The following is a 24,537-nucleotide window of genomic DNA, read 5'->3' as shown; positions in this document are numbered from 1 at the left end:
AACAACATGTAGCAAATGCCAGAGATCCAGTCCACAGCAAATGACAAACAAGCCCTGGCTGAACAGTTTGTGAACTATACCTCCAGACACGTTTTTTTAACGGGTAAGGCCGGTACAGGAAAAACTACGCTTCTACGCCGGCTCATGGATAAGACCTTTAAAAAAGCGCTTATTGTTGCACCGACAGGCATAGCTGCCATTAATGCGGAAGGCGTTACCATTCATTCACAGTTTCAGTTGCCTTTCGGCGCATTTCTTCCTGAGCAGGCACAGCAGGAGCTGGCCGGAATGACGGGTTTCAACTTCAATACCCCAAGAACTTTGGCCAGGCACTTGAATATGCCGGCCCGCAAACGCAAAGTCATCCAGGAACTGGAACTGCTCATCATTGACGAGGTAAGCATGCTCCGCGCTGACATGCTCGATGCGATCGACTTTGTACTGCGTTACATTCGCCGGAGCCAGTTGCCGTTTGGCGGCATACAGTTGCTGTTTATCGGCGATCTGAGCCAGCTCCCGCCGGTTGTCAGGCCGGCCGAATGGCAGGTCTTGCAAAGGTATTACCAAAGCTTTTTTTTCTTCGACGCCCTGGCTTTGAGGCAAACGGATTTGATTTGCATTGAGCTGGATAAAATTTACAGGCAGGACGACCGGGTGTTTATCGATTTGTTGAACAACCTGCGCAACAACCAGGTTACAGTGGCTGACCGCGCCCTGCTTGAAAAATACTACAAACCAGGTTTCGAACCGGTGGATGGCGACGGCTATATTACCCTGACAACGCATAACGCGGCCGCTACAGAATTGAATGTCCGTAAACTGCGGGCACTGCAGGGCGAGACTTTTTTATATAAAGCTGAGATTGAGCGTGAATTTCCCGAAACTGCCTACCCCGCCGAGGTCATGCTGGAATTGAAAACGGGTGCCCAGATTATGTTCATAAAAAACGATCCCTCGCCTGAAAAGCGGTTTTTTAACGGTAAGCTTGCCTATATCACCAAGCTGGATGTGGACGGCATCGAAGTCAGTCTGGAAGGCAGTGGCGACGTTTTTTTGCTGGAGAAGTATACCTGGAAAAACCAGCGGTACACGGTCCACACAACCAGCAACGAGATTACCGAAGAGGTGATTGGAACATTTACGCAGTATCCGGTCCGGTTGGCCTGGGCAATCACGGTTCACAAAAGCCAGGGTCTGACCTTCGAGAAGGCTGTACTTGATATCGGAAATGCTTTTGCGCCGGGTCAGATCTATGTTGCACTGTCCAGGCTGCGGTCTCTCGACGGCCTGGTTCTTACCTCCATGTTAGGGAGGCAGGGCATTGATCAGGACAAGAGCGTGTCTCTTTTTCATCGCAGACACGCTGAAGCTGGTGATCCCGCGGGCCGGATGGACCAGGACCGGCTAAATTTTCTCAAAGACTACCTGCTTCGGGCATTCGATCTGAGCATGATGGTGTACGTATGGAAAACACATGCCGCTTCATACGATGCAGATGAGCAACGCTCCACCAAACAGCGTTTCAGGGAATGGGCATTCGACATCTACAAAGAGACGGAAACACTTAAGGGTCCGGCAGATAAGTTCATGTGGCAGTTACAGGGCTTGTTCCAACAGGTTGCCGCGAATGGATTGTCTGCCGTACTAACGAGGGCTGAATCTGCCTCCGCTTATTTTTTACCCAGGTTGCAGGCCCTCTCAGAACAAGTTCTTGAACACCTGGAAAAATTGAAAGGAGAGACCAAGGTTAAAACCTACCTTGGCGAGTTACTTGATGCTGAACTTTCCATTTATGAATCGGGGCGCAAAATGGAAAAGGCTGTTCTGCTTCTCAAAGCCGCTATCGCCGGATCAAATATTACAAAAGCCGAACTGGTTTCGACCAAAGCGGAGGTACTGCGGGAAGAACAAATGAAAAAAGCCCTCCATATGGCAGACAGGGAAACATTACGGGCGGGAGACCTGCGCAAAGCGAAAAAACAAAAGGCTCCTCGCATCGATACGTACGAGGCCAGCTTTACATTGTTCAAAGCCGGCAAAAGTCTGGAAGAGATTGCGGCCGAGCGTAAACTTGCCCTGACAACCGTTGAGGGCCATTTATGCAGGTATGTAAGTCTGGGCGAAATTGAAGCAACGGCGCTCGTGGCGCAATCTGAACTAACGGCGATACATAAAGCCATCTCTGGCCTGCAGACGAAAAAACTCTCTGAAATAAGGGAACACGTGGGCGAACAATTCTCTTACTTTGCGATCAAAGTGGCGATTGCTTGCCTTGAAGCCAATCCAGCCGCGTTGGACTAAGAAAATTTAAAGTTTGCAGCTGCTGGTTATGGAATTGAAAGAAAGCCTCGCGCGATCCGAAACATGCGATGATCTCCCGCCGGCGTTTCGGACCTTTTTGTTCAACGAACCCGCGGTATGAGCTCCACTTCCATTTTTTGAAATCATCCACCATCGCATGTTTTTGCGCGTTGCTGTGTATGTAAAAAACCAGCCAGGTCATATAAACATCTGATGTAATGTGTGCCCGCTTAAAAGGCTGCTGAAACAGGGATCCGATGCGGTTTTCCTGTCTGTTGAAAGCCATTGCATACGACTGGAAAAAACGTTGAAGATGTTGCGTAACGATCAGGTGAACATCGGCTTCGCCTGATCTGAGTTTCGGCGGGAACTGAGTCCTTATTTTAACCAGCAGGTGAAAGTGATTGGTCAGCAGACAATAGGCATGTATCTCCAGAACCGGTGACAGGTACTTTTGCATACGACTGAGAAAAAACCGGAAATTTTCGTCGCGTTTAAAGAGCGGTTTCCGATCAATAGCCCGGTTGTAGATGTGGTAAAAACCTCCGGGTTCAAACCGCGTGTGGTAATGGGTTTTCTTTGCCATTACCGAAAATAATAATTTTCTGGTTAAAAATTTAACTTAAAGTTGGTAACTTTACAAAAGTTACCAACTTTGCAGGACTCGAACTCTGTCCGGCGACGTACAAATCCGTTTACGCCTAAACGTTAAACCGGATTCCCTGCGCCAGCGGCAGGGTTGTCGAATAATTGATGGTATTGGTTTGCCGGCGCATATAAGCCTTCCAGGCGTCTGAACCGCTTTCCCGTCCGCCGCCGGTATCTTTCTCGCCGCCGAAGGCCCCGCCAATTTCTGCCCCTGAAGTTCCGATATTGACGTTGGCGATGCCGCAGTCTGAGCCAGAGGCAGACAGGAACAACTCGGCCTCTCGCAAATTTTGGGTCATAATCGCTGACGACAGGCCCTGCGGCACATCGTTCTGCAGCTGAATCGCTTCCTCCAGGGTGCGGTATTTGATCAAATACAAAATTGGCGCGAAGGTTTCGTGCTGCACGATCTCGAATCCATTCTCAACTTCGGCTATACAAGGCTGTACATAACAGCCCGATGCAAAATCAGCGCCCTGTAAAACACCGCCCACGACCACAAAACGCCCGCCCTGCTCTTTACAAGCCTCAATGGCCGCCTCATAGGCTGAAACCGCAGCCCGGTCAATCAGCGGGCCGACGTGGTTTTGTTCATCAAGCGGATCCCCTATGCGAAGCTGCCCGTAGGCCTGAACCAGCCGGTCACGAAACTGCCCATAAACAGATTCATGTACAATCAGCCTCCTGGTGCTGGTACACCGTTGCCCTGCCGTACCAACAGCACCAAATACAGCACCAATTACAGCCATATCAAGATCTGCATGCTGCGACACAATGATCGCATTGTTGCCACCGAGTTCAAGCAAAACTTTGCCCAGCCGGCCACCCACGGCTTGGGCAACGGCTTTGCCCATACCCGTAGATCCGGTGGCCGACACCAGGGCAACGCGACGGTCGCCGCTTAACCAGGTACCCGCTTCGCGTCCGCCTATAAGCAGGCAGGACATACCTTCGGGGGCACCATTCTGTGCAAGCACCCCTGCCAGAATGGTTTGACAGGCAATGGCCGTAAGCGGCGTTTTTTCTGAAGGTTTCCAAACGCAAACATTTCCGCAAACGAGCGCAAGAGCCGCGTTCCAACTCCAGACCGCTACCGGGAAATTAAAAGCCGAAATGATTCCGACCACGCCCAAAGGATGCCATTGTTCGTACATTCTGTGTTGTGGCCGCTCACTGTGCATGGTTAGTCCGTATAATTGGCGGGAAAGCCCGACGGCAAAATCACAAATGTCAATCATCTCCTGAACCTCTCCCAGTCCTTCCTGCAGGCTTTTGCCCATTTCGTAAGAGACCAGCGTGCCCAGTGAGGTTTTCTTCTCGCGCAATGCATCGCCCAGTTGCCTGACTATCTCGCCACGCTTGGGCGCGGGTACAGTGCGCCAGTGTTCAAAGGCCGACTGCGCAGTTTCAACCAGGGCGTCATACGCATCGCGGGGCGCCAGGCCTGTTGCAGCGATCAGCTGCCCGTCTACAGGCGAAAAACTTTCCAGCTCATTTCCCGGCCGGCCGGCGGTTGCGCCGGTACTCCAGCCTGTATTATGTTCAGCAATGCCGAGTTCTTCTAAAATTTTGCGGATGCTTTCTTTCATGGTGAATTCCTGTTTTTACAAAGCTATAAGAAAATCGTAGCCGCAGAAGCAGCCTGCTGTTATGGTTGCGGTTTACAAGGCTCTTTGCGCCGGGTATCAATCAGGTGAACAATCTTCCAGCCGCCTTCTTTTTTTACCAGCTGGAAGGAGTTTACGCCGCAATGGCTGAAAATTCCGCTGTTAAAAAATTGATAATCTGTCCAGACACTGGCCAACGGCCCATCTATGTGCACATGCGTAAAAACGATCCGCTCCTCAAACCGTCCTTTTTTTCCGCGCGCCACAAAACTGAGAAAACTGTTTAACTGATCTGTCTGCACCATATTATTTCCGGATCCTGTCTTGATGGTTTGCAGTACCACCCCGCGATCAAAAGCGCCGGCTGCTAAAGCACTATCCGCTTGCAGCATACCCTGAAACAGCTGATTAATTGCAGACTTAACGGCTTTTTCCTCCCCACCGGGAGCGGTATTTTGGGCCAGGGCCCGGCTGCCGACAACCAGCAGCAGCAACACAAACAAGTTTCTTTTCATATCTCTTAATTGGCGATCCTGTCGCCATTTTACATGTAAATTACGCAAAAGCAGGATTATTAGCGCTATATTTGAATGTTACAGAAAGAGGCGACCCGAAAAGACATTTGCATTTTCCATCTTATCCACAACAAGCATTCTGTTTATTATCAGCAATTTATTCATATTCGTGTTTGTATGTTGAAAAATACCGGCACCGTTTATGATATGGATATCTGTGTGATGCTGTACTTTTAGTTCAAACAAGGGAAGGTTCTTTTAAATTCAAGCTATTATGGAAGAAGAATTCAATTTCGGGTACAATGATGATCCGCAGCGTTCTGTAGAACGCTATGAAGAGATGCTGCGAAATGAAGACCAGTATTTTTTCGACACGCATGCTTTCGAGAACATTATAGATTACTACGTAGAAAAGAATGACCCTGTCAAGGCCCTGCAAGTAACAGAATTTGCCATCAGCCAACATCCATATGCCTCCATATTCCTGATCAAACAGGCACAAATGTTCCTGGTTACCAACCAGATCAACCTGGCCTTCAAAGCCCTCGACAAGGCAGAAATGCTTGAACCTTCAGAGGCAGATATTTATGTGCTCAGGGGAAACATTTACCATGGCCTTGAACGGTACCCTGAAGCCCTTGAAAACTTCGAGCGTTCACTCACTCTTGCAGAAAATACAGACGAGATTTACCTCCAGATGGCTTACGTGTATCAAAACATGCAGGACTATGAAAATGCCATTCGTTACATCAAACTCAGCCTGGAACAGAATATGGAAAACCAGGACGGCCTTTATGAGCTGGCCTTTTGTTACGATGTTCTGGATAAACAAGAGGAAAGCATTAAATTTTACCAGCAATACATCGACTCAGACCCCTATTCGCACGCAGCCTGGTATAACCTTGGTAATTCTTACCACAAGCTGAATTTGTTTGAAAAGGCCATCGATGCATATGACTATGCCATCCTGATCAAAGAGAACTTTGCGTCAGCACACTATAATAAGGCTAATTCCCTGGTGCAACTGGATAAGTTTGCAGAAGCCATAGAGATTTATAAACATACCTTCGAGTATGAAAAACCAAATGCCGACACGTATTGCGCAATCGGCGAATGTTATGAAAAACTCGAACAGATGGATGAGGCGCGGGCTTATTACAAAAAGTCTGTAAAAATGGATCCCAAACTTGCCGACAGCTGGTTTGGTATCGGCGTAACGCTGAATTTTGAAGAGCGCTATTTCGAATCCCTGCACTTTTACAAAAAGGCGATTGACCTGGACGGAGAAAATGCCGATTTCTGGTTCGCAGTGGCCGATGCGCATTACAAACTGGGTCAGATCGAACAGTCGCTTGAAGCTTATGCGAAAGTGACGGAGTATAACCCGCTCGATATTGAAGCCTGGCTCGACTATTCTACCGTTCTTTATGAACAGGGCAAACTGCTGGAAGCATCTGAAACCATTGCTGAAGCCATTAAAAACAACCCTGATTCTGCAGAATTGTATTACCGCATGGTGGCTTACCTGTTTGCCATGGGACACTACAACGATGCCATGGGATATCTGGAAACTGCGCTGCGCACAGACCCTGAAAAACACCATGTTCTGTTTGAATATTTACCTCAGCTTCAGGACAATAGTTCGGTAATTGACACCATTAACCGGTACCTGCGTTGAGAAAGGAACGAACCGGTGTTCTGTCTAAAAAATTTGACATGGATATCCCGGATTTTTTTTCAATTTTGCAGCAATTATGAATTACCCCCTTATTAATGTGCCCGAGCGAACAGTGAAACCCCGACATAAGGGGATCACAATGGTGATGGACAAGGGCCTTAGCACAAGGCAAGCCGAAGATTTCCTGGAAGTGTCAGGTGTACATACCGATATCGTAAAACTGGGTTGGGCCACATCGTTTGTTACCCCCAATCTCCAGGCTAAACTGGACATCTATAAAAACGCCGGCATTCCGGTATATTTCGGGGGTACCTTATTTGAGGCCTTCGTTATTCGCAACCAATTCGACGAGTACCGCCGTATTCTTGACAAATACAATATGGAGTTCGCCGAAGTTTCTGACGGCTCGATCACCATTTCACACGAGGAGAAATGTGAGTACATCCGCAAGCTTTCAGGGCAGGTAACCGTTATTTCTGAAGTCGGCTCAAAAGATGCAACAAAAATATTTGCGCCTTATAAATGGATCAACCTGATGCGTGCCGAGATCGAGGCAGGCAGCTGGAAGGTCATTGCAGAAGCGCGTGAAGGAGGAAATGTGGGTATTTACAGGGATTCAGGCGAAGTGCGCGAGGGCCTTGTAGACGAGATCCTCACCCAGATTCCGGAGGAAACCATTATCTGGGAAGCTCCGCAGAAAGTGCAGCAGGTCTGGTTCATTAAACTCATCGGCACCAATGTCAACCTTGGCAATATAGCCCCTGCTGAAGTTATCCCACTTGAAACCATCCGGCTCGGACTGCGCGGCGATACCTTTGACCATTTCCTGAACCAGAAATAGCATCAGCGCTATGAAAATATATGGCCTGATCGGTTTTCCGCTTTCACATTCGTTTTCAAAACGTTATTTCAGTGATAAGTTTGAGACCGAACGCATTCACAACTGCCGGTATGAGCTTTTCCCGATTGAACATATCGACGAAATGCCGCAGCTGCTTGCCGCCCAGCCCGACCTTGCAGGGTTAAACGTAACCATTCCGCACAAAGTAAGTGTGTTCCGGTTCCTGAATCGCATTGACGAAGCCGCGCGTACCATTGGTGCTGTGAATTGCATTGCCATTGACCGCAGCAGCGGGCACCCGGAACTGAGCGGCTACAATACAGATGCATTTGGCTTTGAACAATCGCTCGTGCCACTGCTCAAACCACATCACCAAAACGCGCTTATTTTTGGCAACGGCGGTGCCGCAAAAGCCGTGAAATTTGTCCTGGGAAAATTAGGCATCAGGTATCGTTCTGTGGTGCGGCAGCCCGCAGCTGGCTGCCTGACCTATTCAGAACTTGATGCCGGCCTGCTCGCCACGCATCCTTTGCTGATCAATACCACGCCCCTTGGCATGTCGCCGCAAACACATACCGCTCCAGACATCCCTTACCACGCACTGACGCCCGACCATCTGGCTTACGACCTCGTATACAATCCGGAAGAAACCTTATTTTTATCTCATGCAGCAAAACAAGGAAGTGCAGTTAAAAATGGCCTGGACATGTTATACCTGCAGGCAGAAGAGGCCTGGCGCGTCTGGAATCAGCATTCGCACTAGCTTGCTTTTTCCCCTCCTCGTTATCCTTTTTTCCTGTAAGAATACTACCAAACCTGAACCCATTTATCTACCGGTCAGTACCGCCAGGTACAATTTTGTCATACCGGCCGGCAGCACGCTGAAACCCAGCCGCGCCGACAATACGTTGAGCGAGTGGCATGTACTGCAATTTGACAGCTTGAACGCCGAACTGTACCTGACCTACACGCAACTTGGCAAGGAACGGAAACTTGATAAACTCGTAGACGATGCTGCTTCCATGGCAGTTAAACATGCCAGGTTTGCAACTGCTCTTGACCGCCAGTCTTTCTCAGATGCCGGCCGTGCGGTATGGGGGAATTATTTCCGTATATCTGGCCAGACCGCGTCGCCCATTCAGTTTTTTGCAACAGACAGCAGCCGCAACTGGCTTCGCGGCGCCCTTTACCTGACCCGCCCTGACAGCTCAGGCACACGCATCCACTTACTCGAAGCCGACATCAAAAAAATGCTGGGCAGCCTGCGCTGGAAAAAAACGACCACGCAAATCAATACACAATAACCATGATGAAACTGAAGTCATTTACATTTAACGCATATTCCGAAAATACCTATGTGCTGTATGATGAAACCGGTTCGTGCGCCATCATCGACCCGGGAATGTATACGGGAAGCGAACAGAACACACTGACCGCTTTTATCCGCGACAACAACCTAACGCCCGAATTACTGCTCAATACGCATTGTCACCTCGATCATATTTTCGGCAACAAATTCGTTTTTGACCAGTGGGGCCTGAAACCGCGTTTCCACGCCGGCGAACTGCCGGTACTGCAGGCAGCGCCCGCCTACGCTCCGCAAATGGGCTTTAACAGTTACGAACTTTCTCCCCTTCCCGAAGCTTTCCTTCCAGAATCAGGAACCGTTTCTTTTGGACAAAGCAGCCTCGAACTGATCTTTATACCAGGACATTCGCCGGCACACCTTTGCTTTTATAGCCCTGAAGCCGGTCTGCTTATTGCCGGCGATACCCTCTTTTTTGGCAGCATCGGGCGCACCGACCTGCCCGGCGCCACCGGCCAGGAAGCCTTGGTAAATAACATAACCCGCAAACTTTTTGTGCTTCCTGACAGTTGTACAGTCTATCCCGGTCACGGGCCGGCAACGAGTATCGGCCTGGAAAAACGGCAAAATCCATATCTGGCCGGCTGGGACCGCTAAAAGCGCCGCCGTTCCAATCGCCACCATAAAGATCTACGCATGAACACGCCCTTTTATATTGCGAAACGGTATTTATTCACTAAGAAATCGACCAACGCGATCAACATCATTTCCGGCATTTCAATGGCGGGTGTATTGGTTGGCAGTGCAGCACTGATCATTATTTTATCGGTTTTTAACGGCTTTGAAGATCTTGTGATTAAGATGTTCAATACCTTTACCCCTGAGGTCGTCGTTCAGCCTGCCAGGGGGAAAACCTTTGATCCGCGGTCATCGGTCTTTAAAGACCTGCGCGAGCGGCAAGAGGTTTTTTCTTACACCGAAACTCTGCAGGAAAACGCCTTACTCAGGTATGGAGACAAACAGTCTGTCGGATTGGTAAAAGGTGTCAGTTTTGATTACATGAAAAACAAGGATTTGGACAGCGCCATTGTTGACGGGAGTTTTGTACTGAATAACCGCGCGGGCTACAACGCCGTGATCGGCTCGGCACTGCAAGCCTACCTCGGTGTAAACACAGCTGATCCTTTTACAAGGCTCCAGATCTTTTCACCAAAAAAATCAAGCAGCCTGAACGCCCTCAACCCCGCAGACGATTTCACCATCGAGACCATTGCCGTGAGCGGCGTTTTCGAAGTGCAGGAAGAATTTGACAACGGGATCATCGTTCCCCTGGCTTTTGCCCGGAAATTGCTTGACGAACCGGCCGAGGTATCGGCTATAGAGATCAACCTGCAGCCGGGCGAGAACGTGGATCGGTTCATCCGGTCGGTGTCTGCGAAGCTGGGTGGAAATTTTCTAGTAAAAAATCGCGCACAACAGAACGAAACGCTCTACCACATGTTAAACACAGAAAAAAGCGCAGTTTATATCATACTGACCTTTATTCTCATTATTGCCATTTTCAACATCATCGGTTCGCTGACCATGCTGGTGATCGACAAGGTTAAAGACATCGCTGTGCTGAGGAGCCTCGGCGCAGGCAAAGGCCTGATCAGGCGAATTTTCCTCTTTGAGGGACTGATGATTACCATGATCGGCTGCCTTGCAGGCTTGCTGATCGGGTTTATTTTTTGTATTATGCAGCAGAAATACGGGCTGGTAGAAATGGGCAACAGCAAAGCTGCAATAATCAGCGCTTATCCCGTTCACATGCAGTGGAAAGATTTTATTCTGGTATTTGTTACCGTCGGAACTATTTCCTTTGTCGCCTCGGCGCTCTCAGCAAATCTGAGTGTCAGAAAAACGGGGCAGCTAACTGCAGACCTGTAGAAGAAAAGAATATGAAAATCTATAAGAACGCCGGTTGGTTGGTTTTTGCGGGAATGCTCATGTTTACGGCCTGTAACGGCATAAACAACACTGAAGATAAGGAGAAAACGATCCAGATCAAGGGGCTGTACAGTTTCGGCCCGGAGATCAAGTCGTTCACCAACTGCGAAGAAGGAACAGAATACTGGGTTGCAGACAGTGCCAAAAAACTGGAACTTGCCTATACCCAGTTCAACTTTGAAAAACCATACGAACCGGTGTACATCGAGGCCGAGGGTTACCGCATCAAGTCAGACACCACAGCCATCAGTGCCGACTTCGACTCGACCCTGGTCATTACAAAACTGATCAAGATCTCTAAAGAAATACCTGAAGGACCCTGTACGCATTAATTAAACATACAGGTACCCAGGCTGCGCCGGAATCAGGCCCCGTTTCTCTGCCATTGAAAAAAGCGTATCTATTGCCTGACGCCCTTCCTGCCCCAAATTAACCGAATACTTATTTACATACAGGTCAATGTGCTTGTACATAACTGCTTCGTCCATTTCCTGGGCATGCTGGCGTATAAAGTCAAGGGATGATTTAGGATGTGCGAACGCATACTCTACCGACTGCCGCAGCAACCGGTTCACCTGCAGCTGCAGTCCATGGCCAAGGCGGCGGTTTACAACGATACCTCCCAGCGGAATGGCGCATCCGGTAAGCTTTTCCCAATGATCCCCCAGGTCGATCACCTTGTGCAATCCCTTGTCCTGGTACGTAAAACGATTTTCATGAATAATCAGGCCCAAATCGATGCGCCCCTCAATCAGCGCTGCTTCAATGTCTGAAAATACGAGCTCCTGTTTGTCTTTCAATTCAGGAAAGGCCACACCCAGCAGAAAATTTGCTGTAGTCAGTTTTCCCGGGATCCCAACGCGCAGCCGGTTATCGGGCTGGCCAAGCAGCTGCATGCGGGCCTCATCGAAAGGCTCGCGGCTGATCAGCATGGGCCCTACACCGAAACCCAGTGCGCTGCCGGCTTCCAGCAGGGCATACTGATCTGCCACATGTGCAAAGGCATGAAAACTCAACTTGGTGATGTCGAGCTCTCCCTGAACCGCCTTCCGGTTTAACGTTTCGACGTCGTCAAAAGAAACATCGAAGGTTAAACCTTCGGTGTCGATCTTGTTGTGAATAAGCGCGTCAAAAATGAAGGTATCGTTAGGACAGGGCGAAAATCCAAGGCTAAGTCTCATGTTCAAAAATAAAAAGGATGTGCGACTGTTTGGTTAAGAAAAGGTCATTTTGCCGCCGCTTACCGGGGCTGTAAAAGGAAACTGATCGCCCAGTCGTTCAGCTCACCGATGGCCCGCCCGATCTGCCAGGCGTTCCTGTTTCTCCTTTCTACCCGGTTCGAAATGGCCCTGACCTGCAGACAGTCGATGTCCAGCTGCAGGGCCGCATGAAAACAGGCCGCTCCTTCCATCGACTCGACCAGCCGCAGGCCGCTGCCGTAGCGCGAAAGCAAAGTCTCGATACTTTTTTCGTTGCCGTGAACGGTATTCACCGTAATCCCCGCGGCCGCAGGCAAAGCCTCTGCCAACGGATATTGTCTTCGGTTCTCAGGCTGCAGCGAAGCGCTGCCAAAGCCGAGCTCATCGAGCGGCAGGAACTTTTCTCCATCTTCGGCGCCCAGTTCAGAGAAGGTATCAGTGCACACCCTAACCAGCGTACCGGGCGGGAAATCCGGATCGAAAGAGCCGGCAATACCAAGGTTGAGCAGCAGCGTATGTTCGGGCAGGACAAAACGGCCCAGGGCAAAGGCAGTAGCCGTCATACCAACACCGGTTACCAGCAAATCAAAATGTTCGTGTCGCTGAAAAGGCTGGTCATGGCCGAGCGAAAAACGATCAATCAGCGGACCAAGTTCTGCAGATGTTGCGGCTGCCACCAGGATCTTCATGGTATAAAGGTAGACATATGACCTGAGAAAGCCATTCCATCTGAGCGTCATGGTTTCCATTTTTAAACCATCATGTCAGTTATTGCGTATATTTGCCAGACATTTCCAACCAGATGATATACATTACCAGAAAAGCTTCGTTTAACGCTGCCCACAAACTGGCGCGACCCGACTGGGACGATGAGACAAACGAGTCGGTCTATGGCAAATGCGCCAATAAGAACTGGCATGGACACAATTACGAGCTGTTCGTAACCGTAAAAGGCGAGTTGAATCCTGAGACCGGTTTCCTGATCGATCTGAAACTGCTTAAAGACATTATGAATGTTTACGTTGTCGATAAAATCGATCATAAAAACCTCAATATGGACGTAGACTTCATGCAGGGCAAGCTGACATCTACAGAGAACCTGGCTATGGCGGTTTGGAATGAGCTGCTGGCGCCGATTGCTGCACAAGGCGCCACACTGCACTGCGTAAAGATCTACGAGACTGATAACAACTTTGTTGAATACTTTGGTTAACCATTCATGGCAAACGAAAAACACTACCTGCCCGAAGAATCAATAGACGGCTACGTAAAAATAGACCGTTATAACGACGACAAGATCAGGGCTTTATCTTCCCATTACAAAGACATATTGGCCAACCTGGGCGAAAACCCCGAGCGGGAAGGCCTGATCAAGACGCCCGAACGCGTGGCCAAGGCGCTGCAGTACCTGACCCATGGTTACGACCTGAAGCCCGATGAGATCCTCCGTTCGGCCATGTTCCAGGAAGATTACAGCCAGATGGTTGTTGTCAAAGATGTTGAGGTATTCTCGATGTGTGAGCACCACATGCTGCCTTTTTTTGGTAAAGCGCATATTGCCTATATACCAAATGGCCATATTGTAGGGCTGAGCAAAATTCCACGGGTTGTGGATGCATTTGCCAGGCGTCTGCAGGTACAGGAACGGCTTACCAATGAGATCCGCGATTGTATCCAGAAAACATTGAACCCAACCGGGGTGGCCGTAGTCATCGAATGCAAACACCTGTGCATGTCTATGCGCGGGGTACAGAAACAAAACTCGGTAACCACCACCTCTGCCTTTACGGGCGAATTTATAAACAACGATAAAACACGGGCTGAATTTCTGCGGCTCATTACCGCCAGCCTGGATTAACCTGCCAAAACATACGACATGAAAGCATATTTATTCCCGGGACAGGGCGCACAATTTACAGGCATGGGCAAGGAGCTGTATGCCAATGATACGGCCAGGGAGCTGTTTGAGAAAGCCAACGAGGTTATCGGCTTCCGCATCAGCGACATTATGTTTAACGGGACCGAAGAAGAACTTAAACAGACGAAAGTTACCCAACCAGCTATATTTCTGCACTCCGTGATCCTGGCTAAAGTGCTGGGTGAGCGTTTCACTCCAGATATGGTTGCAGGACACTCGCTTGGCGAATTTTCTGCGCTTGTTGCCGCTCAGGCTATTACCTTTGAGGACGGGCTTAAACTCGTTATTTCACGTGCCAATGCGATGCAGAAAGCCTGCGAGTCGCAGCCATCTACCATGGCCGCTATTCTCGGGCTGGATGACCTGACCGTTGAAAGGATCTGCACCGAAATAGAAGAGGTCGTCGTACCTGCAAACTATAATTGCCCCGGACAGCTTGTTATTTCTGGAAGTATTGAAGGCATTGACAAAGCTTGCGCCGCCCTTACAGAGGCGGGTGCAAAGCGCGCTTTGAAACTCAACGTTGGCGGTGCTTTTCATTCGCCGCTCATGGAGCCTGCACGGGTAGAACTTCAGGAGGCCATCGAGAATACCACCATCATGCCACCCATCTGCCCGATTTTCCAGAACATCGACGCCGGCGCCTACACAGATCCGCTGATCATCAAACAAAACCTGATTCTGCAGCTCACCGGTGCTGTACGCTGGACACAGACGGTACAAAATATGCTTGCCGCAGGCGCAACCGAGTTTATTGAGGTTGGTCCAGGCAATGTTTTACAGGGCCTGGTAAAAAAAGTCAACCGCGAAGCGATTACGTCGGCTGCAAAAGCTGAGTAATTTTCCCGCATAACAAACAATTAACCCATTGCCGGACTTATCAGTACCGGCAATGGGTTTTTGTGAATATTTAATATCTTTAAATAGGGATGAAATTAAGTACCGGCTTCAAAATTAGGATCTTGCTGCTCATTGTCGGTATTTGCTGTGTTGTTACAGCCATCTCTTTTAAGCGCACCGTGACCAGCGCCGACCTGCTTGAACATGAAGCGCAGGAACTCCAGGAAAACCTGTATGCCAAGGAACGTGTTGTAGATGCTTTTCTTTCTGACCAGCGCCAGCTTGAAAAAGCCAAACAGTTTCACCTGAACCCTGTCTACGCCCGCGCTTTCATCAATACTTACAGGAAGACGAACCTGAATCTTTTTGTTTACGAAAATAACCGCTTAAAGTTCTGGAGCACCTTCAAGGTAATCCTCCCAAAAGACATCTCTGCCATCCGCGAAGGAAGCTCATTTCTGAGTTTCAACGGGAAGTATGAGGTCGTTAAAAAAACCTCCGGCGATTTCACCTTTCTTTTCCTGATCGGTATTCAGAACCAGTATCCGCGGAAAAACCAGTACCTGATCGATGAGATCCCGAAAGATCTTTCACCATCCGGGAGCCTTACCCTGGCCTCTATTGCAGACAAGGAAGTCCAGAACATCTATAACATCGACAACAATTACCTGTTCCAGGTAAAGTTGGTCCCGAACTACTCCCGGAATTTCTATACCGATGTTGAACTTTGGTTCTGGATAGCTGGTTCGCTGCTGATCTGTATTTTCGTTAACTTCATTTGCTCCAGGCTCGCCAGAAATGGCTATCCGCTTCTGGCTACCCTGCTGATCGGGCTATTCTTCCTGGTGGCCCGCATCACCGACTTACAATACGGCTGGCTGGACCTGCAGTTTACCATGGGCCTGTTTGACCCGCGCATTTACGCCGAGAGCTTTTTCATGCCCTCGCTCGGCGACTTCCTGCTGAATACTTTTGCGCTGACCTGGGTGGTGATCTTTATTTACCGGCAGAAAAATTTGTACAGTGTGCCGGCTTCACTGCAAAAAAGCAAAACCGCAGCAGTGCTGCTGCACATGCTTGCCCTGTTCGTACTGGGCGTGATCGCCATGCTGCTTGACGAAGTTTTCTTCGGGCTGATCTACAATTCAAAGATCAATTTTGATATTACGATCATCATCAACCTGGGCTGGCTGAGCTGGATCAGTATTTTCATTCTGTGCCTGGCCTGGTTAAATATCTACCTCCTCACCGTTGTTTTCATGGTGTATACCAGGAAACTGAATTTCAGCAACCGGGAACGTTTTTTCGTGTTTATCGGCATGCTGCTCGCTTTTGCCATCTTTAAATTACTAACCGAATTTACGGCCTTCTTTCTTGTTTACGCCCTGTTTATCTTCATTGTCGGTTACAACACGTACGTTCAGCAGCGTAAATTCTCGATCGGCCTTTTTGCTGCCATGTTCTTCTGCCTGGCTTTCAATACCTCGATCAAATACATCAAGTTTAACGACATCAAAGAACGCTCGCGCCGCGAAACACTTGCTGAAAAGCTGCAGAATAATGACGAGCCGAGCACCAACTACTCGCTCGAGGCCCTGGAAACCTCTATTCAGAACGACGGATTTATTCTGCAGAACTTTTTACAGCCCGCTTTGTATAAACAGGGCATTCTTCAGAATTACATCAACAAAATGTACCTGGACGGTTACCTGTCCAAGTATGAATACCACATATACCAGTACAGCGCAGACAATGCATCGTTTAAAAACGACGAACCTGTAGCGCTTTCCAGGTTTCAGCGCCTGGTTCAATCGGGGTCGGTAAAGATTGCAGATGCCCATTACTTCTACAAGATCAATGATACATTCGGCTACCAGCATTATTTCGGTATTATCCCGGTTATGCACCGGAATGAGATCATCGGCAAACTGGTTATCGAACTGAGGTCCAAAAACCTGCATAAAGACCACCAGTTTCCCGAGCTGCTGATTGACGGGAAGATCAGTATCGACAACGAATACAAAAATTATTCGCTTGCCTTTTACAGCAATGGCAAGCTGCTGAACCAGTCGGGTCAGTACACCTATCCACTGATCAATACCGTTTTTCACGGCGAAAAAAACAAGCTCGTGTTCATGAACGATCCGAACCCTGACCTTGATTTTAACCACCTGATCTTCCAGCCCTCGGGCAGCAGGCTTATCATCATGAGTAAGGAGCGGGTCCCCTACATCAGCAGGCTCGCGGCACTTTCTTTCTTCTTCCTGGTATTCATAGTCTTTTCTACGCTGCTTTACATCTTTATCTGGCTTATCAAAAACCTGGAAGACGAGCGCATTGGCTGGTTCACCATTAACCGGACACTGATGATCAATGCCAACAAGATCCTTTATAAAACCCGGATCCAGGCTTCGATCATCATCTCGGTTGTTATCACCCTGGTCATCGTTGGCTGGATCACCTTTTATTATATTCGTGATGAATACCGGCAGCAGCAGAAAGAACTGATCCGGGAAAAGATCGGCAAGGTAAAGCAGGGATATGAAAGACAGCTTGCCAAAACTGGTAAAGTGGAAACCGATGAGCAGGCCAAAGCTGAATTCAATGATTTCGCCGATTTCAACAATACCTACCTCAACCTGTTCAGCATTGATGGCGACTTGCTGCTGACCACCCTGCCCTCACTTTATGAATATGGCATTATCAGTAAAAAAATGGGGCCTACAGCATTTATATCGCTCAGTAAAGAACAACGTTCAGAGTATGTAAATCCTGAAGAAAAGATCGGTTACTTTACTTATGCCGCGGCTTATGTACCCATCGTGAATGAAGAGAATGTGACCGTCGCCTATATCGGGCTGCCCTACTATTCGAACGAGGCCGACTATAACGATAAGATCAGCATCTTTATAACCACACTTATTAATATCTATGCGCTGGTTTTTGTGCTGATCGGTGTGCTTGCCGTATTCCTGGCCAACCAGATCACCGGGCCGCTGACCTTTATCCAGGAGAACATCAGCCGCACCAAGATCGGCCAGCGCAATGAACCGATTGTCTGGCGCCGCCATGACGAAATCGGTTCCCTGATCCGCGAATACAACAACATGATTGCTGCGCTGGAGGAAAGCGCCAAAAAACTCGCTAAATCTGAGCGTGAAAGCGCCTGGCGTGAAATGGCCAAACAGGTGGCTCACGAGATTAAAAATCCGCTCACGCCCCTTAAACTGGGTGTGCAACTGCTCGAAAAGTCGTGGCGGGAGCATGACCCTAATTTTGCACAGAAATTTGAACGCTTCAGCAAATCGTTCATCGAGCAGATCGAAAGCCTTTCACGTATCGCTTCAGAGTTCTCAAATTTTGCCAAGATGCCTGACACCAAACTGGAGAAAATTGCCCTGCTGCCGGTAGTGAGTTATGCAAAAGATGTTTTTACGAACAGCGAAAACGTCGACATTTCGATTGCCAACCACATGGACCGCAACGTCATGATCTTTGGTGACAAGGACCAGCTGCAGCGGGTATTTAACAACCTGCTCAAAAATGCCATTGAAGCAGTTGACGGCGACCACCGGGGCATGATCAGGATCAATTTGAAAAACGACGAGACAAGCGTCTTCATAGAAGTTACAGATAACGGAAGCGGAATCCCCGAAGAAGCACATGACCAGATCTTCGTTCCCAACTTTACCACAAAGTCTTCAGGAACAGGACTCGGGCTGGCTTTTGTAAAACAAGCTGTAGAGAACGCAGGCGGGGCAGTGGGCTTTAAGTCGATAGCCGGCGAGGGCACGACTTTCTATCTGCGCTTTCCACTGTCTTAGGTACGCTTAACGAAGGGTAATCTGCGTTTTACCCATAGACGCGTTGCCGGAATAAAGAATGAGGGTATATGTGCCCTTTACAAAGTTACCTGGATTTTTCCAGTCAATAACATGGGCGCCGCCGTCGTTCTGATAATCAATCAGCTCAGCCAGGCTGTATTGCATTTGCTGTCCGTTTGCTTCGAACATGTTGTTATCGTCGGCAATGAGGTTGCCGGCCGGGTCAAAAACACGCAGATAAACGCGGTGTTTACGCCCTTCAGCAAAGGGGTTCGGTATAACTGTAAATTCTATTCTGAAGATATTGGCTGTCGATGCCCGGGTAACTTCGCTTTTGCGCCCGTTATCTCGCTGGCGGAATGCCACCGCCCGGACTTCTGAAGCCTTAAGAGCGGCACTCGTCCTGATGCGGCTGTTGAGTTCCCTGTTGCGGTTTTCAAGCTCGGCTGCGCGTTTTTTTGCTTCGGCGGCACTGGCCTGCAGGCTGTCCATTTCCTCGCGCAGATATTCGATTTCGCGCTGTCGCTTTTCGACCCGTTTGTTGTATTCTTTAACAAAGGTGCGCAGACCAGATATCTGGCTTTTTGCTGCAGCAAGCTGCTTTTCGTTCAGCCTGGCCTTTTGCAGTTCAAGCTTCAGTTCTGCGATTTTCACCCGGGCTTTTTGTTGTTCGCTGATCAGCTGCTCAGAAAGTTTAACGTTCAATACGGTAACCTTGTCCAGCTCAATTTCAATTTTGGCAAGCTCAAGCCTGAGTTTTTCCTTTTCGTTGATGATGGTAAGGTGTGAGGACCGGCGATTGTCGTTCCGTAAAAAGAGGAAAATGTTGGTGCCGACCAGCGCAACGATAATGAGAATCAAAAAGTATATCTTATTTTTGTCCCTTTTATTTATATCGTGCTTTTCAGGCTGCATCTAAACCCCAACTGTCTGTTTGAACATCTATTTTTTTGATCGCGAACATACTAAAAACAGCCTGAATTGTAAAATATTGAAAGGGAACGTATCAGTTCCGATAAAAAATCGTTTAATTACGAATATCCCCGGTACAAGCTGTCTTAAATATACGCCAGCCAGACATCGGGCATCAAAACAACACACAGGAAAAAAATGCATATAAACAAATTCTACGCACTTTTTGTTTTACTGTTATCCGCGCTTGGTCTTTACGGACAGGAGATAACAAAAACTGCTCCAAAAAGAGAGTTCAGAGGGATCTGGGTAGCAACGGTAGCAAACATAGACTGGCCTTCTCGGCCGGGACTTAGCATTGACCAGCAAAAGCAGGAACTGATCGGTATCCTGGAGCGCCACCAGCGCGATGGCATGAACGCCATCATGCTGCAGGTCAGGCCTGCCGCCGATGCTTTTTACGCCAAGTCTAGGGAGCCCTGGAGCCAGTGGCTCATGGGCAGGCAGGGCCTGGCACCGGCCGCTGGTTATGATCCGCTCGAGTTTGCCATTCGCGAGGCCCACAGCCGCGGCATGGAATTGCATGCCTGGTTTAATCCTTACCGTGCCAGCACTTCGGCAACGGCCAGGCTCAGCGAAAACCACGCGTTCAGAAAACACCCCGACTGGTTCTTCACCTATGCAGGTAAAAAACAGTTTGATCCCGGCATTCCTGACGTGAGAGAATACATTGTACAGGTCATTCTTGACGTGGTCAAAGGATACGACATTGACGGCGTCCATTTTGACGACTACTTCTACCCCTATCCTGTTGCCGGACAAACCCTCAACGACGCAGCTACTTTCCAGAAATATCCAAACAATTTTGAAAACATCAATGACTGGCGCCGCAACAATGTGGACCTGCTCATTAAACAATTGAACGACAGTGTTCACCACTACAAGAAACACGTTAAGTTCGGGATCAGCCCCTTTGGCATCTGGAAGAACTATAGCCAGGATACCCTGGGCTCCCGATCCAGCGGGCTCTCCAACTACTCCGCCCTGTTTGCCGACTCGCGCAAATGGGTTAAAGAAGGCTGGGTAGATTACATCAATCCGCAGATTTATTTCAGTTTCACCAAACGCGCAGCCCCCTTCGCTACATTGGTAGACTGGTGGAGCAACAACAGTTTCGGACGCCACCTGTACATCGGGCAGGCCGCCTACCTCGTTAACCAGCGTATGGAAGCTGCATGGCGAGAACCGGCCCAGATTCCGAACCAGATCCGCACCATCAGGGGCAACAACCGGGTTCAGGGCAGCGTGTTCTTCAGTTCAAAGTCTTTCACTACCGTTGCCCGGGCCGTTAGCGATTCCTTGCGCAATAATCTGTACCGCTACCCCGCACTGCCACCGCAAATGCCCTGGTTAGATGACGTACCGCCGCACCATCCTGCAGAACTGAAAGCCGAGGCAAGAACGGAAGGAGTGCATCTTTCCTGGAATAAGCCGGCAAAGGCGGCCGATGGGGAGACCGCTTCGGGCTACGTAATTTACCGCTTCAGCGAAGGTGAGAAAATCGACATCCTTTCGTCCAGGAATATCCTGAAGATCAGTTTTGATACCTATACCCAGTTCCTGGATACGGGCATTGAGAAAGGAAAACGTTACAGTTACCTGGTTACCGCGCTTGACCGCCTTAAAAACGAAAGCGAACCCACCGGCCCGGTGGGTATCGAAGTTCCGGGCGTGAGCCAATCAGACTGATCAGACCTTAATGAATATCTTTTTGTTGTACATGATCCAGAGTATCACCATCCAGGTCAGTACGAGCACCACTGCACTGGCGAGCGATGCGTTGACCGGCGAAAAATAAGGCACAAAAAACGTCTGGTATTTCCATGTGGCCAAACCGACTTCTTCTCCGTCTGCGCCGGTAACCTTAATCATATTTAAGATGCGTGGCATCAGGCCGGACAGGAAAAACACGGTAATTGCGTTGACGCCGTAGACCACGAAGGGTTTGGTAAACCGGGTATACTGCTGCACGTCGATGATCCAGTAACACAAGGCCAGGCCCATGGTGCCAAGGCCACCGGTGTACAGTACAAATGAGCTGGTCCATAGCGACTTGTTTATGGGGAATTGCAGGTCCCAAAGCAGCCCGAGCAGAACTGCTGCCAGGCCGGTGCAAAACAGCCAGCTCACTTTTACAGCCTCAGACAGGTCTTTCCTTTTCAGGTACAAACCCACAAGAACACCGAAAAGACCTGAAGCAATAGCAGGAATGGTGCTCAGCACACCTTCCGGATCCCAGGTCCGCGCAGCTTTCCAAAGATGTGCTTCAGTAAGCAGTGTTCGGTCTGTCCAGGCCGCCAGGCTGGTTTCCTTTTCCAGGTTGGCATACCCGACACCCGGAACAGGAACAAAGGTCATCAATGCCCAATACACGAACAACAAAATGATCATGGTGCGGAATATCCCTTTGTCAGAACTTTTAATGAAGATCAGGCTTGAAAAGAAAAACACAATGGCAATGCGCTGCAGAACACCAGGAATGCGCACATGCGCCAGCGCATTGACCGGATCGGTAAATATCTTGGGGAAAAGGGATAAAAATAAACCCAGGCCAAACAGGATCAATGCTCTTTTAAACGCTTTAAGCAGCGTTCTACCGTGCGTTTCAGGCTGCAGACGCTTTCCACTCATTGAAAACGCAATGGAAACACCTACAATGAACAGGAAAAACGGAAAGATCAGATCGGTCGGTGTGCAGCCGTTCCAGGATGCATGCTCCAGCGGCGCGTAGATATGCCCCCAGCTGCCCGGGTTGTTGACAAGGATCATGGCTGCGACAGTCAGACCCCGGAAAAAATCGAGAGACAGCAGGCGTTTGTTATCTTGCATGGCAGTTTATTTAGGCCACCGAATATACGGCAAAAAAAGATCCGTCCAACAGCAGCCAGACGGATCTTCAACGTAAAAAGTAGAAATATTAGTTTTCGAACTTCCAGCGAACAAAGGCCTCCATGGCCTCGTATTCAGCAAGACCGAGTTTATTATAGGCGCGTGCCGTTTCCCTGTTGCGGTCTTCTGCGCGCTGCCAGAACTCGCGCGAATCATCGCCGGGGAAAACCGGGCGGTCTTTTTGCGACTGGTGCTTGAAAATGGCGAAACGTTTGCGTTCCAGCTCATTCGGACTGATCGGAACAGCCATTTCAATCTCATGGGTTTCAAACTCATGCCATGCACCGCGGTACATCCACAACCAGCAATCTTTTGCCCAATCTTCTGTTTTGCGAAGGGTTTCCAGTGCCGCCAGGATGATGTTAAAACACACGATGTGGGTACCGTGCGGATCTTCGAAATCGCCGGCAGCAAATACCTGGTGTGGTCTTACTTTTTGCAGCAGCTCGATTGTCAGATCGATATCGCGCTGTGTAACCGGGTTTTTCTGGCTTTTTCCGCTTTCGTAAAATGGCAATGCCATGAAATGAATGTGGTCATCAGGGAGTCCGCAGAAACGGGCGCCTGCAATTGCTTCTCCTTTGCGGATCAGCCCTTTCACAGATTGAATCTCGGGGGTATCCACCTGGTTTGGCTCTTTGGTGGCAATGAACTTGCGCATGTTTTCGTACATCTCGCGCATTTTGCTCTGGTCAAGGCCCATTTTCTCAGAGAAATCGATATTAAACTCGACAAACCGAAGCACATCATCGTCCCATACAGCGGTATTGCCAGAAGTCTGGTACGCTACATGTACATCATGTTTCTGGTCGACCAGGCGGATAAAGGTGCCACCCATTGAAATAACATCGTCATCAGGATGTGGAGAGAAAATGATCGAGCGTTTAACCGCCGGTTCAGCACGCTCAGGACGCTGGGAATCGTCAGCGTTGGGTTTTCCGCCCGGCCAGCCTGTAATGGTGTGCTGAAGTTTATTGAATATGTGAATGTTGATGTTGTACACAGGGCCCATTTCTGTAGCCAGCTGTGCCATGCCATTGTTGTTGTAATCGTCTTCGGTCAGCTTCAGGATCGGCTTCTCCAATGTATTGGCCAGCCAGATGACGGCTTTGCGGATCATTTGTTCGGTCCAGACGCAATCTTTAACCAGCCACGGCGTATCAAAACGGGTAAGCTGTGAGGCAGCGTCCTGGTCCAGTATGAACTCGACATTGTCAGACAACTGCAGGTAAGTAGCCGGAACATCGCTGGATATTTCACCCTCTACGGCTTTTTTGATAATGGAAGCTTTCTTTTTATTCCAGGCCATCAGGATAATCTCCCGGGCTTTGAAAATGGTGCCGATACCCATGGTAATGGCTTTGGTTGGCACAAACGCTTTACCACCGAAATCGCGCGCAGCATCCCTGCGGGTCAGGTCATCAAGTGTAACCAGGCGTGTACCGGAATTGGGTGCCGAACCCGGCTCATTGAAGCCGATGTGGCCTGTACGGCCGATGCCCAGGATCTGGATGTCCAGACCGCCCAGTTCGCCGATCTTGCGTTCGTACGCCAGGCAGAATTCAGGAATGGCTTCGAGTGAGAGCGTGCCATCTGGAATGTGCACATTGTTCCTGTCAATGTCGATGTGGTTGAACAGGTTTTCGTTCATAAAAGTCACATAACTTTGTGCAGCGTTGGGCTGCATCGGATAGTATTCATCCAGGTTAAATGTGACTACGTCTTTGAAGCTGAGCCCCTCTTCACGGTGCATGCGCACCAGTTCAGCGTACACCTTGACCGGTGTAGCCCCGGTTGCGAGGCCGAGGACTGCCTGTTCGTTGGTTTCCTGCTTTTTCCTGATTAGTGCGGCGATGCGCTGAGCAACGTTCAGGGAAGCAGACTGGGGGTCGCTGAATACCGTGACCGGTAATTTTTCGAACCGTGTCTCCTCCAGTAAATTTAATCTTGCCATTTGGTTTTTAGCTTTTTAGTAAGTACGGAGCGGTAAATATAGGCACTTGTGGTATT

General features: G+C 49.2%; 21 protein-coding genes. 13 read left to right on the top strand and 8 right to left on the bottom strand.

The window, feature by feature from the left end; all coding sequences use genetic code 11:
• Positions 1-15 precede the first annotated feature (15 nt).
• Entirely contained in the window at positions 16-2,301 is a 2,286-nt protein-coding gene (locus C7T94_RS04495; protein ID WP_107213989.1) for a helix-turn-helix domain-containing protein, read from the top strand.
• On the opposite strand, the gene C7T94_RS04490 is transcribed toward C7T94_RS04495, so the two are convergent.
• The 3 genes from C7T94_RS04490 to C7T94_RS04480 all read right to left on the bottom strand — a co-directional run bounded on the left by C7T94_RS04490 (position 2,252) and on the right by C7T94_RS04480 (position 5,071).
• A complete protein-coding gene (locus tag C7T94_RS04490; RefSeq protein ID WP_107213987.1) occupies positions 2,252-2,887 on the bottom strand; it encodes a hypothetical protein in 636 nt (211 codons plus the stop codon). The genes C7T94_RS04495 and C7T94_RS04490 overlap by 50 nt on opposite strands.
• A gap of 115 nt (positions 2,888-3,002) precedes the next feature.
• Positions 3,003-4,538 carry an L-piperidine-6-carboxylate dehydrogenase gene (amaB, locus tag C7T94_RS04485; RefSeq protein WP_107213985.1) on the bottom strand — a complete coding sequence of 512 codons (1,536 nt, stop codon included), beginning with the start codon at positions 4,536-4,538 and terminating at the stop codon, positions 3,003-3,005.
• Positions 4,539-4,597: 59 nt separating this feature from the next.
• Positions 4,598-5,071 (bottom strand): nuclear transport factor 2 family protein, encoded by a 474-nt coding sequence (locus C7T94_RS04480; protein WP_107213983.1) that lies wholly within the window; start codon positions 5,069-5,071, stop codon positions 4,598-4,600.
• Between the two features lie 274 nt (positions 5,072-5,345).
• On the opposite strand from C7T94_RS04480, the gene C7T94_RS04475 reads away from it, so the two are divergent.
• The 7 genes from C7T94_RS04475 to C7T94_RS04445 all read left to right on the top strand — a co-directional run bounded on the left by C7T94_RS04475 (position 5,346) and on the right by C7T94_RS04445 (position 11,217).
• Positions 5,346-6,749 (top strand): tetratricopeptide repeat protein, encoded by a 1,404-nt coding sequence (locus C7T94_RS04475; RefSeq protein WP_107213981.1) that lies wholly within the window; start codon positions 5,346-5,348, stop codon positions 6,747-6,749.
• 76 nt (positions 6,750-6,825) lie between these two features.
• Complete coding sequence (locus C7T94_RS04470; RefSeq protein ID WP_107213980.1) at positions 6,826-7,590, top strand: phosphosulfolactate synthase; 765 nt, start codon at positions 6,826-6,828, stop codon at positions 7,588-7,590.
• 10 nt (positions 7,591-7,600) lie between these two features.
• Positions 7,601-8,353 carry a shikimate dehydrogenase family protein gene (locus C7T94_RS04465; protein WP_107213978.1) on the top strand — a complete coding sequence of 251 codons (753 nt, stop codon included), beginning with the start codon at positions 7,601-7,603 and terminating at the stop codon, positions 8,351-8,353.
• A gap of 1 nt (position 8,354) precedes the next feature.
• Positions 8,355-8,894: a hypothetical protein gene (locus C7T94_RS04460; RefSeq protein WP_107213976.1), complete on the top strand. Its 540-nt coding sequence runs from the start codon at positions 8,355-8,357 to the stop codon at positions 8,892-8,894.
• Between the two features lie 2 nt (positions 8,895-8,896).
• Positions 8,897-9,553, top strand: coding sequence for an MBL fold metallo-hydrolase (locus tag C7T94_RS04455; protein ID WP_107213974.1), 657 nt, complete (start codon positions 8,897-8,899; stop codon positions 9,551-9,553).
• Between the two features lie 39 nt (positions 9,554-9,592).
• The gene (locus C7T94_RS04450; protein ID WP_107213972.1) at positions 9,593-10,825 is read left to right on the top strand and encodes an FtsX-like permease family protein; all 1,233 of its coding nucleotides are present in this window, start codon (positions 9,593-9,595) and stop codon (positions 10,823-10,825) included.
• Between the two features lie 11 nt (positions 10,826-10,836).
• Complete coding sequence (locus C7T94_RS04445; protein ID WP_107213970.1) at positions 10,837-11,217, top strand: hypothetical protein; 381 nt, start codon at positions 10,837-10,839, stop codon at positions 11,215-11,217.
• Here C7T94_RS04445 and C7T94_RS04440 read toward each other — a convergent pair whose 3' ends face one another.
• Both C7T94_RS04440 and mqnB read right to left on the bottom strand, forming a co-directional pair.
• On the bottom strand, positions 11,218-12,066 hold the full coding sequence (locus C7T94_RS04440) for a menaquinone biosynthesis family protein (protein WP_107213968.1): 849 nt from the start codon (positions 12,064-12,066) through the stop codon (positions 11,218-11,220). It abuts the gene before it with no gap.
• A gap of 59 nt (positions 12,067-12,125) precedes the next feature.
• Positions 12,126-12,824 carry a futalosine hydrolase gene (gene mqnB, locus C7T94_RS04435; RefSeq protein WP_239494924.1) on the bottom strand — a complete coding sequence of 233 codons (699 nt, stop codon included), beginning with the start codon at positions 12,822-12,824 and terminating at the stop codon, positions 12,126-12,128.
• Positions 12,825-12,886: 62 nt separating this feature from the next.
• On the opposite strand from mqnB, the gene C7T94_RS04430 reads away from it, so the two are divergent.
• The 4 genes from C7T94_RS04430 to C7T94_RS04415 all read left to right on the top strand — a co-directional run bounded on the left by C7T94_RS04430 (position 12,887) and on the right by C7T94_RS04415 (position 18,666).
• On the top strand, positions 12,887-13,297 hold the full coding sequence (locus C7T94_RS04430) for a 6-pyruvoyl trahydropterin synthase family protein (RefSeq protein ID WP_107214673.1): 411 nt from the start codon (positions 12,887-12,889) through the stop codon (positions 13,295-13,297).
• A gap of 6 nt (positions 13,298-13,303) precedes the next feature.
• Positions 13,304-13,942, top strand: coding sequence for a GTP cyclohydrolase I FolE (gene folE / locus C7T94_RS04425; protein ID WP_107213966.1), 639 nt, complete (start codon positions 13,304-13,306; stop codon positions 13,940-13,942).
• An 18-nt stretch (positions 13,943-13,960) separates the two neighbouring features.
• Positions 13,961-14,842, top strand: coding sequence for an ACP S-malonyltransferase (gene fabD / locus C7T94_RS04420; RefSeq protein ID WP_107213963.1), 882 nt, complete (start codon positions 13,961-13,963; stop codon positions 14,840-14,842).
• A gap of 89 nt (positions 14,843-14,931) precedes the next feature.
• Complete coding sequence (locus C7T94_RS04415) at positions 14,932-18,666, top strand: sensor histidine kinase (protein ID WP_107213962.1); 3,735 nt, start codon at positions 14,932-14,934, stop codon at positions 18,664-18,666.
• 6 nt (positions 18,667-18,672) lie between these two features.
• Here the strand turns inward: C7T94_RS04415 and C7T94_RS04410 are convergent, their stop codons facing one another.
• Positions 18,673-19,527 (bottom strand): coiled-coil domain-containing protein, encoded by an 855-nt coding sequence (locus C7T94_RS04410; protein WP_162618541.1) that lies wholly within the window; start codon positions 19,525-19,527, stop codon positions 18,673-18,675.
• 249 nt (positions 19,528-19,776) lie between these two features.
• On the opposite strand from C7T94_RS04410, the gene C7T94_RS04405 reads away from it, so the two are divergent.
• Positions 19,777-21,327 carry a glycoside hydrolase family 10-like protein gene (locus C7T94_RS04405; protein ID WP_107213958.1) on the top strand — a complete coding sequence of 517 codons (1,551 nt, stop codon included), beginning with the start codon at positions 19,777-19,779 and terminating at the stop codon, positions 21,325-21,327.
• On the opposite strand, the gene C7T94_RS04400 is transcribed toward C7T94_RS04405, so the two are convergent.
• Entirely contained in the window at positions 21,328-22,467 is a 1,140-nt protein-coding gene (locus tag C7T94_RS04400; protein WP_107213956.1) for an acyltransferase family protein, read from the bottom strand.
• A gap of 88 nt (positions 22,468-22,555) precedes the next feature.
• Positions 22,556-24,481 carry a glucosamine-6-phosphate deaminase gene (nagB, locus tag C7T94_RS04395; protein ID WP_107213954.1) on the bottom strand — a complete coding sequence of 642 codons (1,926 nt, stop codon included), beginning with the start codon at positions 24,479-24,481 and terminating at the stop codon, positions 22,556-22,558.
• Positions 24,482-24,537: the final 56 nt, after the last annotated feature.

Source organism: Pedobacter yulinensis, assembly GCF_003029735.1.
Taxonomy (GTDB): domain Bacteria; phylum Bacteroidota; class Bacteroidia; order Sphingobacteriales; family Sphingobacteriaceae; genus Pedobacter; species Pedobacter yulinensis.
The sequence above is the reverse complement of the archived record's forward strand: the minus strand, read 5'-3'. Positions and strand labels throughout refer to the sequence as shown.